This window comes from Bacillus sp. 01N45, from assembly GCF_056399205.1.
The window spans coordinates 337979-351959 of the sequence record NZ_JBFTQW010000004.1 but is presented as its reverse complement, the minus strand read 5'-3'; the positions used below and the strand labels follow the sequence as shown (position 1 = coordinate 351959).

8 protein-coding genes and 3 pseudogenes are annotated in these 13981 nt (G+C 36.5%); 7 read left to right on the top strand and 4 right to left on the bottom strand.

The window, feature by feature from the left end; translation table 11 throughout:
- Window positions 1-92: 92 nt before the first annotated feature.
- On the top strand, window positions 93-812 hold the full coding sequence (locus AC1DMU_RS12265) for a class I SAM-dependent methyltransferase (RefSeq protein WP_088064174.1): 720 nt from the start codon (window positions 93-95) through the stop codon (window positions 810-812).
- A 40-nt stretch (window positions 813-852) separates the two neighbouring features.
- On the opposite strand, the gene AC1DMU_RS12260 is transcribed toward AC1DMU_RS12265, so the two are convergent.
- Window positions 853-1236 (bottom strand): hypothetical protein, encoded by a 384-nt coding sequence (locus tag AC1DMU_RS12260; RefSeq protein WP_048544012.1) that lies wholly within the window; start codon window positions 1234-1236, stop codon window positions 853-855.
- A 135-nt stretch (window positions 1237-1371) separates the two neighbouring features.
- Here AC1DMU_RS12260 and AC1DMU_RS12255 point away from each other — a divergent pair, with 135 nt between their 5' ends.
- From AC1DMU_RS12255 to AC1DMU_RS12230, 6 genes and pseudogenes are all read left to right on the top strand, one after another.
- The gene (locus tag AC1DMU_RS12255; protein ID WP_088064493.1) at window positions 1372-1707 is read left to right on the top strand and encodes a hypothetical protein; all 336 of its coding nucleotides are present in this window, start codon (window positions 1372-1374) and stop codon (window positions 1705-1707) included.
- 119 nt (window positions 1708-1826) lie between these two features.
- Window positions 1827-1967: pseudogene (locus AC1DMU_RS12250) on the top strand (VOC family protein); the annotation flags it as partial.
- A gap of 321 nt (window positions 1968-2288) precedes the next feature.
- Entirely contained in the window at window positions 2289-3644 is a 1356-nt protein-coding gene (locus AC1DMU_RS12245) for an RNA-guided endonuclease TnpB family protein (RefSeq protein ID WP_088064173.1), read from the top strand.
- Window positions 3645-4229: 585 nt separating this feature from the next.
- On the top strand, window positions 4230-6329 hold the full coding sequence (locus AC1DMU_RS12240; protein ID WP_088064172.1) for a vWA domain-containing protein: 2100 nt from the start codon (window positions 4230-4232) through the stop codon (window positions 6327-6329).
- 73 nt (window positions 6330-6402) lie between these two features.
- On the top strand, window positions 6403-9768 hold the full coding sequence (locus AC1DMU_RS12235; protein ID WP_476941507.1) for a tubulin-like doman-containing protein: 3366 nt from the start codon (window positions 6403-6405) through the stop codon (window positions 9766-9768).
- A gap of 54 nt (window positions 9769-9822) precedes the next feature.
- Window positions 9823-9957 carry a hypothetical protein gene (locus AC1DMU_RS12230; RefSeq protein ID WP_001116178.1) on the top strand — a complete coding sequence of 45 codons (135 nt, stop codon included), beginning with the start codon at window positions 9823-9825 and terminating at the stop codon, window positions 9955-9957.
- 86 nt (window positions 9958-10043) lie between these two features.
- On the opposite strand, the gene AC1DMU_RS12225 is transcribed toward AC1DMU_RS12230, so the two are convergent.
- The 3 genes and pseudogenes from AC1DMU_RS12225 to AC1DMU_RS12215 all read right to left on the bottom strand — a co-directional run bounded on the left by AC1DMU_RS12225 (window position 10044) and on the right by AC1DMU_RS12215 (window position 13812).
- Window positions 10044-11180 (bottom strand): Ger(x)C family spore germination protein, encoded by a 1137-nt coding sequence (locus AC1DMU_RS12225; protein ID WP_088064170.1) that lies wholly within the window; start codon window positions 11178-11180, stop codon window positions 10044-10046.
- Window positions 11181-12278: pseudogene (locus tag AC1DMU_RS12220) on the bottom strand (endospore germination permease).
- Window positions 12275-13812: pseudogene (locus AC1DMU_RS12215) on the bottom strand (spore germination protein). The pseudogenes AC1DMU_RS12220 and AC1DMU_RS12215 overlap by 4 nt, the downstream one beginning before the upstream one ends.
- Between the last annotated feature and the right edge of the window lie 169 nt (window positions 13813-13981).

The window sequence follows — 13981 nt, the reverse complement described above, 5'->3', positions numbered from 1 at the left end:
GTTGCGGTATAGCACTTGGAAATGCTTTTTTTATGTGCACGATTTATTGATAGGTGAATATATGTATTATAGAAAATTTAAAGGAGAATTCTATGAAACGAAATACTTACATCGATTTCCTAGCTTATTACGGAATAGGAAGTGCTCATCCTGGTGGTTTTACGTTAACGAAACAATTGTTAGCACAATTACCTTTTAAATATGGAGCAAATGTCCTTGAGATAGGCTGTGGTACGGGGAAAACAGCGGCATATATGAAGAAAGAATATGGTTATAAAGTAACGGCGGTTGAAAAGAATGAGATTATGATTCAAAAGGCGAAAGATAGATGGTCGTTTGAAGGAATAGACATTCAATTAATTGAAGGAAATGTAGAGCAATTACCTTGTTTGCATGACTCATTTGAGTTCGTACTCGGAGAATCGATACTCGCTTTTACAGAGAAAGAAAGGGTTATCCCGGAGTGCTATCGTGTACTACAGAAAGACGGTAAGCTTGTTGTCATTGAAATGATTATTGATAGGCACATTGAGAAGAGTGAGGAAGGAAAAATTGCCCGACTATACGGGATGAAAGAACTATTAACTGAGAGTGAATGGGTACAATTATTTCAGAAAGCAAATTTTAAAAGAATTACAATTGCTGGCGGTGGTACAATTGCAGAAACGATCTCGGGCTATATAGAAGAGCCAGAATGGAATGTATCCTCGCATATTCCAAATGAATTATATGAGGCATGGGTACAGCATGAAAATGTACGACTTATGTACCAACATATTTTAGGACATCGTATTTTTATATGTGAAAAATAAAGAAAGAGAGTTGACTAAAGCTAGTCAACTCTTTACTATGTTAAATGAAAAATAATGCAGCTAATGTAATTCCGAAGATGAAACCAAATCCGAGTTCAACGCCCCAGCCGCCGCCACCCCAGCCACCACAACTACCGCAACCACGACCGCCACATCCACAGCCGCTGAATCCACCACCACAACCAAATCCGCAACTATCACATCTGCTAAGGCCCCCACAAAGGTCACAGCCACCGTTTGCATATGCGTCATAGTATCCAAATCCTGTATCAAAAGATGAGCGCTGTTGCACTGGTTCAATCCATACAGAGCTGTTTGTCACATCAATTATTTTGCCTAAATGAATGCGACCATCACGATCTTCAATTCGAACGACTTTACCGAAATAACGTTGGCACGTATCGTAACATTTTTGTCTATGCATGTTCTTTCCTCCTTCCCCATTACAGTAATACGATATGTAATGGGGACAAGTGCGGCTTGTACGAATGCCCTATCTATCATAATTGTTATAGGAAAGGGGAAATATAGGAAGAGGATATATAAGGAGGCAAAAGGCATGAAATCTACAGATCAGTTTCAGACATACGAAGTACCGTGGGAAGAATTTATTGAAGCATTGCGAGAGGAAATGAAGAAGCAAGTAGGGGCAGATATAATTGATACAGTAGTTTGCAATTTAGAAGATGGCTTTGAAGTGTATACATATGTGCAGGGGGATTTGGAGTTTGAATACAAGGAAGCACTTGAAAGAAAATACGGAAGCGATGCAAAAACTCCTAATGTGCTAACGATTATGTTATTAGCTAGTATTTATAGTACAAGTGAAGAGAATTTACGCTTGCATGCGGATAATAAAGAAAATCCGGTTGTTGAAGTGTATGTGAAGCAATAAAACACGCTGTGAAGGCGTGTTTTTTATTTATCCCGCATTAACGGGCAGTAAGGCCCCCACTGATTCAAGTTTCACTTTATATGATAAAATGTTAGAAAATTAAGAAATATGGTGATGGTTTGAAAATTAAACATCTTAATTTAACAGTTTCAGATGTAGCAGCTACTAGAGAGTTTTTAGAAAAATATTTCGGTTTAACTTGTAGCGGAGCAAGGGGAAATGGCTTTGCGGTTATGCGTGATAATGATGAGTTTATCCTTTTCGGCAAGAAGACTCCATCTGATTTGTGTTACGGGTGAAACCCAACAATTCAGGTGGAGATGAGTTGCCGTCAGTCAATAAGGCTGAACTCTTTTGTTTCGTTCATAACAATTTTTTAGGGCGAATGTTTGTTTTTTTGTCTTACGATACAATCTGTCCTTAGATAAGGAGGGAATAGATTGTAAGACAACGAAATTGGATAATGATCATCATTCGGCTACTTGAACCAAAAGGAATTACGATGAAGACCATGTTCACATTTCTTTCCAAATATTGATTTATCAAAAGTAATGAACTTTCTAAGAAAGGTGGTGAAAACAATGGCTAGAAAGAAAGCAGTGAAAGTATTACGTAAACAAAAGAAAAGAGAAACCATGCAACGATTCACTCAAAAACAAAATATCGGACGAGCGTGCCTCACAGCTAAAGAATTTCGTTTACTTCAGCGCATGTCGCATAGTTCAAAAGCATTGCGAAATGTTGGATTGTATACCATTAAACAAAGTTACCTGAATAATAATAAGATTGCTACTGTAAAAGAAGTGGACACTGCTATGCAAGCCGATTTGAATTACTGGGGCATGCAATCAAACTCTGTTCAAGCGATTCGTAGAGCCTTATTTACAGAAGTGAAGAGCTTTTTTAAGGCATTGGAACAGTGGAAGAAAAAACCTGAAGCATTCACAGGTCGTCCTGAGTTTCCAAATTATTCTCGTTCTACTGATAAACGAATTATTGAAATCTATCAAGTTCCAAAAGTGGATGAGAACGGGTATTGGATCATTCCGATGAGTGTGGCATTCAGAAAAAAATTCGGTTCCATTAAAATACGTATGCCTAAGAACTTAAGAAATAAAAAAATCTCCTATATTGAGATTGTACCGAAGCAAAAAGGTCGGTTCTTTGAGGTGCATTATACATCTGAAATGCACGTTTCTCAAATGAAGAAACAATCCACGACCACTAGTAACGCTTTGAGTTGCGATTTAGGCGTAGACAGATTAGTAAGTTGCGCAACGAATACAGGTGATACATTCTTAATTGATGGAAAAAAATTAAAATCTATAAACCAATATTTTAACAAAATGATATGTAACCTCCAACAGAAAAATATTGACAATGGAATTTCAAAACGTATTGTAACGAATCAAATGGCTGCACTTTGGCATAAACGAGAACGACAAATAAATGGTTACATTTCACAAACTATAGGCCTGTTGTTCAAAAAAGTGAAAGCATTAGGCATAGATACGGTTGTCGTAGGCTATAACGTTGGTTGGAAACAAAAATCTGATATGGGAAAAAAGAATAATCAAAAATTTGTTCAAATCCCATTTCATAAACTGATTGCAGCAATTGAGAATAAATGTATAAAAGAAGGTATACGATTTTTCAAACAAGAAGAAAGTTATACTTCAAAAGCTAGTTTTCTAGATAAAGATCCGGTTCCAGTTTGGTCTAAGGATGAGAGGACGCATTATCACTTTAGTGGCAAACGAATCACTCGTGGTCTGTACCAAAGTAAGGCAGGAACATGTATCCATGCTGATATTAATGGTGCATTGAATACATTGGAAAAATCAAGAGTTGTAGAATTGGATGACAATCTCAAAGTGAAAACGCCGATTCTATTAGAAGTGCAAAAACGTAAGGCTGTTGCTTCGCGCATAGCTTAGTGGGTGCGTCAACCATCCATGTGTACTCGACTTGTCGGGGCTTGTAGCAAACGCCGGGTTCATCTGAGTGGTGGCTTCTTCCACAAGGGAGAACTGCTCTTTTTCGAAAGGGTGGTGCAAGTGGGAAAACAATCGTTCGTTGCCAGTACCAACCAAAAATATACTTGGGGTGTTACCGGAAGGTGGCATGAATGCTAGAGCGTCAAACTGTCTAGCGATAGACGAAAAGACCTAGCGTTCGAACTCAAGCCCCACTGAAACGCTTCATCTCAGTGGGGGTAGTTGACGTTGAAGCACCTGGCGGATTTACAATTGAAGTGATGTGTTAATTTAAAATCAAACTTTTTGATGCTTGTTTTCAATATGAAAAGTAGGAAAATTCTGTTTTAAGTGTAGAGCTTAAACAGGCTTTTTTACTTATAGTATCGGATAGAAAACGCTAGAAGGAATCATATTCAATATATATATCTGTTTACATAATAAAGTTATGCTGCGCTAGTTGTCCTAAAATACAAGTCATATATCTTGTATCCTCTCATAAATTTAAACATAGGAATTTGTCTACAAAGGTGGCGAAGCCTCATCATGAAAATTCGAATTTGTGCCACATTCATGTTGTTTCTATTTATATGGTTACATCCTTTTTGGACTTTTGCAAAAGGAGAGGAGGCAAAGGAAAGGGTCGTTTCACTTGTATATGATGATTCGGGCAGCATGAGAAATAACGATCGCTGGAAATATGCCAATTATGCTTTGCAAAGTTTAGTTGCGCTATTAGATGAAAAAGATAAATTCTCTTATGTTCCAATGAGCAAGCCGAATGATCCATTAAACATTTCGTTAACGAAGGATAAGAGACAAACAGAAATTGAGGGAATTGGAGCATGGAAAACGTATTTAAATACTCCGTTTAGCGCAGTAGAGACGGCGATGCAATCTATAAAAAAGGAAGCAGATATAGATGGAAAACGTGAATTTTGGCTTATTGTCTTAACTGACGGGGCATTTAATGATTTAGAGAAAGATAAGGTTGGCGGAAAAGAACAAATTACACAGAAGCTAGCACAGTTTAAGAAAGAAATGGATGCAAAAAAGATATCGTTACATCCAATTTTAATTACGATGGAAGAGGATTTAGGGCAGCAAGAAAAGGCACAACTAAATACGTTTAAAGAAATATGGAAGAAAGAGATAAATGGCGTTACGATGCCATCTAGTGGAGAGGATGGTATTGTAAAAAGCGTCAATCAAGTGGCAGCATTAGTTGCAAATCGTGATCCGTTCTCCTCGGTTGAATCGATTGTAAAAACGAAAGTAGTAGGAAAGAAAGTAGAGATTACAACACCATTCCCGTTAAAGCGTATGACGCTTGTACGGCAATCGCCTTCTTTGTCTAATTATCAGGTCACACAAATTTCTAAACCATTACAATTACAATCTTCTTATTCCATACATGCACCAGGGGAAGCGAAATTATTCGGAAATATAGTTCATATAAGTACGGAAAATCACGAAGTTATTAAACCAGGAACGTATACGATAGAAGTGGATCGAGATATTGAGAAAGAAGGATTACAAGTACTAGTTGAACCGGCGCTTAACTATACTGTTTCTACTTATGACAAAGACGATAGTAGTCAAAAAAATGTGGAGAAAATGTATGAAGGTGTTACTGCTGTTATTGAAGCGAAGCCTACGGAATTACCAATTCAGTCTTCATATTTTCAGTCAGAAGTAGAAATAGACGGAAAACAGTACCCGATGAAGTGGGACGATAAAAAACATGTATTTTACTACGAAACGAAGATCGATAAAGGGTTAGTGCGCGGGAAAGTTCATATGAACATAAAGGGGTTTTACAGACAGACGAAGGAATTTAAAATTGAAGTAACTGAAAAACCAAAATTATCATTGCAAACTATTACGAAAGATTATGAGGAAAAAGTAACGAATTTAGAGAATAGTAAACCGTTTATTATACAACCACAGTTAGATGGTAAGCCGATGACAGAAGAAGCTGTAAAGAAACTATTAAAATCTACTGGTGTCACATCTAAACAATCAATCAACTATGAAATAAAACAACAGGATAATCAAATTTATATTTATCCTCGCCCTCATTACTCCGACACATTCAATTTTACAGATACCGGCACCGTAGAAGCTACCATCGTAGTGCAAGATTCAAAATTACAAGAAGTAAAGAAAAATATATCACTTCATATTCAAAATGCACCGTTCTATGAAAAATATGCGCTTATTTTTAAGTTTGTTATTCCTATCACTTTATTATTGTTAGTAATAGGAATAATCGTTTTAGGATGGATTGTTCGTCCAAGATTTCACCGAAAAGCACTATTGTATTACGAATGGGATCAAGAGGTAGCGAAAGATTGGTTATATCAATCTGAGCCAGAATTACTTAAAAATAAATGGTGGAAACACTATTTTGGCATTCCATTCCGAGCAGAAAGAAAGACTGTGCAATCCGTTACGTTTATAGCAAAGAAAGGATCGAAATCAATATTTGTAGCGAAAGAGTCACAAGTAGTAGGAATGATTATTGATGGGATGTTTATAACAGAAGATGAGGTTGGAATGGAACATAAGACGCTATATCCAAATGAACTTTTAGTAGTTGATAGAGGGTATGGTAAAGAAATTTACAAATATGAGTGTGAATAGTAGATAGGGAAAAGGAGGGAGTCTTATCTTTCTCCCCTCTTTTCAAACAAGCAAGAATAGGAAGGTGGTTCACATGACGTTACAAGTTCCAACGATATTAATTGGTTTAGGTGGAATCGGTAGTACTGTGACACATCAAATATATGAAAGGCTACCTGAGGAGCGCCGAAAAAAGGTAGCAATGCACGTATTTGATACAGATGTGAATACATTGAGTAAATTTGATCATATTCGAAAGTTTAAGACGCAAACGAGTTCTAGTAAAACGCCAAGAGAGTATATTGCAGGAGATCCAACGATTCCAGAGTGGTTTCCGATGGACCCGACTATACTTGATAAACCACTGACAGAAGGGGCAGGACAGTTACGCGTCATTTCCCGTTTAGCGTTACTTGCTGCGATGAAAGAAGATAAATTGACATCCTTTTGGCAAGAAATCGAGAAGATTTTTCCGGTTACAAGCGATCAAACGGAATATGGAGTGCGTGTCATTATCGTAACATCACTAGCGGGCGGAACAGGTTCAGGGATGTTTCTACAAATTGCATTATATTTACGTGAAATGCTTCGGAAAAAACTGCAGCATCACAACATTTTAATACGTGGTGCGTTTTTAATGCCGGATGTTTTAGTTAAGACGAGAACGGTTAGTGCGAAAGAGTTTGAAACGGTGCAAGCAAACGGCTATGCCTCGTTAAAAGAATTACATGCCATTACACTCGGTTCCACTGGAGAATTATCAAAACGTGGCGGTGTGACGATTGAATTAGAATATCGACCTGATCAAGTAGATGAAGACGGAAGAACGAATCATACGATTAAACAACATCATTTACCATACAATTATTGTTTCCTATACGATTACGAAAATCTACATGGACACCATCTGCACAATTTATCAGATTATATGGAGCAAATGGCAAATACGATTTATTTACAGTTATTTAGTCCGATGTCTGCAAATCATTTTGCACAGGAAGATAATCAAATTCAGCAATTAGCAGAATCAAGTGGGAAAGGACGATATTGCGGGGCAGGAACGGCAAAGATTATTTATCCGTATGAGCACGTGTTAAAATATTGTGCTTTAAAATGGGCTGTGCAAGGTTTAGATGAGTCTTGGCTGCATTTAGATCAACTGTTTCAAGAGAAGAAGCAAAGATATGACCAAGACGTCAAACGCGGGATGCAACGTGAAAAGCCAGAGCGTGGGAAAAGTTATTTAGAAGACTTAGAACATCTTGCTACCCGTCCAGAACAGGCTCATATTTTTTATAGACAAATGTACAATGAAACGCGTGAAGGAGCAGAGGGCGGTAAGGTCGGTGTTGCGAAATCTAAACTGTTTTTAGAGGCTGTAGAAAGTTATGTACAGCGTACGGTGCAAAAAGATGAGGAATTAAACCGACTGCAGCACGAGTGTAAAATTTCGGCTGCGAAACTGAAAATGATGGAGCAAATGAAAGGTGAAGTAGCAAGGGTGGATCATGCGGTTCGTTTATATGCGTATGCGATTCCGAGCCGCGTACATGAGCATGTAACGACACTATTGTATGACATGATTGAATCAGACCGTTTTTCACCAAGTGGTTCTGAAGGGCAGTCCTATCAATTAAATACATGGTTTTTAAAGAAAACAGATCCTGTTCATCCAGTATCAGCTCGTTTTATGTTGTATGAAATTCGAAAGCAGTTAGTCGAGAAAATGAATCGACTACATGAAAATAATGAACAAAAGCGTAATTTAATTCAAAACTACGATAAGAAATTTAATGTGAGTAATATTGATGGAACGGTAACAGCTGTTCGCCGAGTAGAAATCGCGCAGCAACAAGGCTGGTTTGGAAAAATGATTAATAATCAGCAGCGTTTGTTTAAAAAAGAATTTGAAGATATTGTAACGCAGTATGTACACAAATTAAACGAGTATCGCAAAGAAATGCTATTAGAACTCGTTTATCAATCGCTTTATCAAGCAGTTAATAAAATGATTCAATATTGGGAAAGGTTTTTTGATAATTTACACGAAACGCGTGAAAATTTATTGTTTGAAATTCAAAAACGAAGCAAGGAATTTGAAGGGAAAACAAACCCAACGAATGTATACGTATTAGCTGAAGAGAAGTTGCAAGAAAAGATATGGCAAGATATGCAGCAACATTTAAATTTGGGAGTATTACCGAAAGATATATCTGCGGAAATTTATATGAGTTTATACGGGGAATATTGCCGGGATGCAAAAACAGAAGAGATTCAATCGAAAAAAGTAGAAGATTTTTATCGTGAGCACATACTAAGTTATTGCTACGATGAATTACAAATACGCTATCGTGATAAATTAGAGCTGAATATCGTTGAGGCGTTACGAAAAGAGGCGGATTATAAGAAGCGTGATCGTGATGAATACGTCCGTGAAAAAATTGAAGACTTGTTTCATTTAGCAAGTCCATTCGTTCCGAAAGTTTCCCATCATAGGGAATTACAATATTGGGGTATACATCCATCTTTAAAGAAAGAATTGCAAGAGGAATTAATTCAAGAAATGTTTAAAGAAAAAGATACAGTACATGAAGCTTTTTCGCCATTTGAGGTCATTTGTTATCGTGCGCATTACGGTTTATCACTACAAGACTTTCCTAAGCTGTCGTCTGGACATATTGCAAATGGATTTATGAATGATAAAGGTGATTATTTTCAGTCTTACTATCGCCGTGTGAACAAGTTGAATAGTAAAAAATCTAGTTTAACGCCGCATTTAGATAAATATTGGCACTTGCCAGCTTTCATGCCAGACTTAAATGCAACGCAAACGAAGTTGKATTACGATAAATGTAATCGCGCTCTTCTATATGCGTATATGTATCGTTGGATTAGTTTAGTTGCTGTTGATGGCCAGTTTGTGTATCAATATAACGGTGTTGGACGTAGCTTCTTAATTCAGTCGATGGGAAAAAATATTTCAAGTGAAAGTTATAAATTACACAGAGCATTGCTTCATAATCCGTTTATTTATGAAAACATCTTGTCCAGATTTGAAGAAGAACAAGAAAAAGCTATGATACAGGGCGGACATTTATATACACATCCGTTCGTATTAGGTGCTCAAGATATTAGATGGCTTCGTAAAGAGCATGTCCATAATATTTTAGATATGATTTTAATGTATGACCGTGAAGCAAAATATGATCCAACGTTAGAAGAAACTTCTGATGAATTATTAAGATTATTCCTTGACGAAATTGAGTTATATTTCCAAAACTATTACGGTACAGGTGCCGATATGGTTGCAAAGAAAGAGAAAGAAATGTTTATTAAACAATTGTGGGATCGTTCGTACGCGAAAGGTTATGTAGATCCAAATAGTGCTCCTTATAAAAAGTGGCAAAATTTATTAAGCGTTCATGATGAAGAAGAAACGCCAAAAACGAATGTAAAATGAATGAAAAGGGAATCCTTAAAAGTGGCAATACAACTTTAGAAAAGAGGGATTCCGATGCCGTTTTTAGGAAGTGTATATCAAATATTTGGATTGTATCCAGAAATTTATTATGGAATGATTTCAGCCGAACTTGCGGAGCAGCAAAGATTGGAACAAGCGGAAAACGAAGAACCAGAAACAGAAGCGTAACTGTATAGGAAGCTTCAAAATAAAAATGATAACACGCTACTTACTCTTTGCACGTATAAGAGCAAAGAGTAAATAGCGTGTTTTTTTTATTTAATAATCCCGTTCTCTAAAATTTTAATAGTAGGTGCTACTTTCACATTAGACTTTGAAAAGGCACTCGGCCAATCGTCTTCAACCGTTTTCCATTCTTTATATTGAAATGCTCTCGCATAATCACCAAACCCGAATGGATCAAGTTGCTGTTTTTGAATTTTGTGGATTAAATCGTTTAAATCTTTGTTTAGTTGTTTTGTAATAAGTGAAGTTAATTTCTTTCTACCTTTGTCTATATCCATGTTGAATGTAAGTTCAGATACGGAAACTTTAAAATTCATTGCAATATTAAATTTGAAGTGGTTATCGTTATAGCCTGTGTGAATGTCACGATTCATGCTAAGAACATTTATTGTTGCGAAGTCGTCGCCGTCTGTATCTTTTAGATGACTATTACTTTCAACTGAATTAGAAGGGATTTTCAGTGTAAGTGAAACGGGTATATTCGCTTTCTTTTGTAATAGAAGAAGAAGGGCACTTTCATATCGATTTAAAGACATTTTATAGATTCCGCGAGAAGTTAATAATACAGAGCCGGTAACGAGAATATCTTTTTTACCTTTTTTTATTTCTGAGATAGCAGGTGTTATACCTTTATTAAAAGTTTGCCTATGGAATTCATGGAATGTCGTAAACGCGGTTCGATTGTATAGTTTGTTCGTATTAATTAAATCTGTTAAATATTCAGGAAGTGCAGGCTTATCTTTAAAATTATTATATATAACTGAAGAGATTGGACCGTCTACTGCAACCATGCGCATATTTCCAGTATTTTTAGGGTCGCGATACCAAACATCAAGGTAAGGCATAGCTCCTTCTTGTTTTAAAAATTTCGTACTAAATAAAATGAGTTGTAACTTTTCTGTAGATACTAAACCGCTACTTGAACTATTAAATGTTGCTTTTGCTTCTCGAGGGGTATGTACTGTCGCTTCATGAGTTTCGTATTTTTTCTCCACATCTTCATTAAAAATAGGGTTTACGTGGTATACAATTAATTTTCCTTTTGCTTTTGCATCAAACCCGTAAATTAATGAAATGGATTGTTTTTCTAAGTCGAGCCGATCTCCTCCACATCCTGTTAAAAAGGTTATGAGAAAGCAAAATATAGTGAAAATAAAGCGTCTCATTTAAATTTTTCTCCTTTTCCAATGCTGATAAAGTGTCATGTATAAGAGAAATACGACTGGGAATAGAAAAACGATAAAATAACTTGCAGTTCCCCAAAATTCCCGCAATGCACTTATTTGATACGAGGATGGGATATAAAAAAATAAAACGAAAACACACCCGAATAATAAAAACCAAATAGGTAATGAACTCCCTTTTTTGTTAAGTAACTGATTGATTCCATCTGAGGCAGTAAAAATATAAGGAATGCAAGAATCAAAAATAATGAAGAGATAAAATGACAAAAAGATAATTTCAAACCGTTCCAGAAATGAAAAGTGAAATGGTGTAACAAGAGAAAGAGTGGGCCATAAAAACTTAGTTATACCATCTGGGCTAAAATAAACGAAAGAAACGAACGTAACTTGCAGGTAAACGAATAAAGTAATCATATTTGCAATAACGATTCCTTTTTTTGCAGATGATTTATTACTGAGATAAGGATAAAGGACAAATGCAAACTCAAATCCGAGAAAGGCAATAATAGTTGATTTTACTGTGTTGAAAACTGGTAGCCATCCCTCTTTAAGGAGAGGAAGAAGATAAACCCAATGCCCGTCTTTAAGTGGGATAAATAATAGCAATGGCATCCAGAGTGTAAATAAGACAGTAAAAACAGCATAGCGGCTAATAATAAGAACACCTTTACATGCGAGCATAACCATTGGGATAGATAATAACATCATGATTAAAAACATTGGAGATCTAGGTAAAATCCAAATGTGAATAACGTATAAGAGGGAAAAAATTAAGGATACAGCTGCAAGAACAGCATATAAAATCCAAAAAATCATTCCTACTCTTCCTAGCCACTTCCCAAGATAACGAGTTAGCACATCAAGTAAAGTATACCCGGGATGTTTTTCCATAATTTTTACAATACATAGACTGACTAAAGTAGTGATAGCGCATCATATTATAATAGACATCCAGCCATCTGTATTCGCCCCTTGCGCAACTTCACGTGGCAGTGTAAGTACACCGAACCCTACTTGAACACCACTAATCGTTAAAATGTATTGAAATAAACTAATCTCCCTCTTTGCACGCTTTGTCACTTATCTTCCTTCGTTTCTTCTATATCGCGTTGTCGATTCTCTTGTTTTAAGTTAAGGGATAGTGGTCGTTTCTTCATTAGTTTCCATGGTAAACGTACAAGAATGTCTTTTAAATCTGAAGCAAATGACGGAGAAAAAGGACTACCATAAGGAACACCAAGTGATTCCATAGAAAGAATATGGATGATGATAACTGCCATCCCGACCATAATTCCAATGACCCCAAACAAAGAAGCGGTTATCATCATTGGAAAGCGAAGAAGCCGAATTCCTGCTGACATTTCCATGTTAGGGATGATAAAAGAAGCGACTGCAGTAATAGATACGACGATAACCATAACATTACTTACTATTCCTGCTTGGACAGCAGCTTGCCCAATGACAATCCCTCCTACGACTCCAATCGTTTGTCCAACGGGACCAGGAAGCCGAACCGCAGCTTCGCGGAGCATTTCAAGTACTAGTTCCATCAAAAGTGCTTCTAATATAGGGGGGAAAGGAATTTTAGCTCGAGATTCTCCAATTGTTAACAATAATTTAAGTGGAATCACTTCATAATGAAAGGAAATCATAGCAATATAAAGAGCTGGAGCAAATATTGCAATAAATAGTCCGGTAAAACGAAGTAGTCGTATGAAAGATGGAATCATTGGCCGGAAGCTGTAATCATCTATCGTCTGAAAAAAAGATGAAAAGGTCATAGGTCCAATTAATACGCCGGGTGAGCGGTCTACAACAACAGCAATTCGTCCATCCAAAATGTGATGGGCCGTTGTATCAGGGCGTTCGGTTATTGATAATTGCGGAAAGAGAGTATAGGAATTATCTTCAACAAACCCTTCTAATTCTCCAGTAGTAATAATGGCATCCACTTTGATTGATTCGATACGGCATGCCATTTCTTGTACAACGTCTTCGTTTGCAACGTCTGCTAAGTACAGCAAAAAAACTTTGAAGTAGCTCGTTCACCAACAGTGAATTCCTTCACTTTCAATTCGCGATTTGGAATATATCGACGAATAAGTGCAAGACTGTCGCTCGCTACTTCATTAAATCCTTCGTGGGAGCTTTTTATAGCAGTTTCTGTTGTAGGTTCTTCAATACTTCTTTTTGGCGCCGATTGCGTATCTAGTTCTAATGCTGTAAGTTGTCCATTTATAAATAAAATGCTTTTACCATGTAAAAGGGAATGTTCAATGTCGGACCACTGCTGAATTTTCTTTATATTCCCGACTGTAACTGAGGATTCCCAACAATCAACTTCATTCCACTCTTTAAATAGGAGAGGTCGAAGAATATCAATGTTAATAACGGTTTTGTCTACAAGTCCTTCCATATATATAATTGCAGCTTCTTTTCCGTTTTTTAACGGAAAAGTACGTGTAATTAATTCTGGAATACCGCTAAAAAGTTTGGACAAGTGCTTTAGATTAAGGGAAAGAGAGGAAGAGATAGATTTATTTAAAAGGTGATCAGCTTGTTCTTGTGCAGAGAAAGATTTTTCACCACGTATCCATTTATTAAAAGACCCCATTTGTTCGCTTACTCCTTGTTATGTTTTATATGGGTTATTATGGATAGTTCCGTGCTGACATATGCGTAGTTTAAATTTTATATTGTATATTTCCATCTTTAACGCTATAATTATAGTGTTAAAGATGGAATCGTGATATGACCTGTTATGAATCTATCGTTTTATTTAT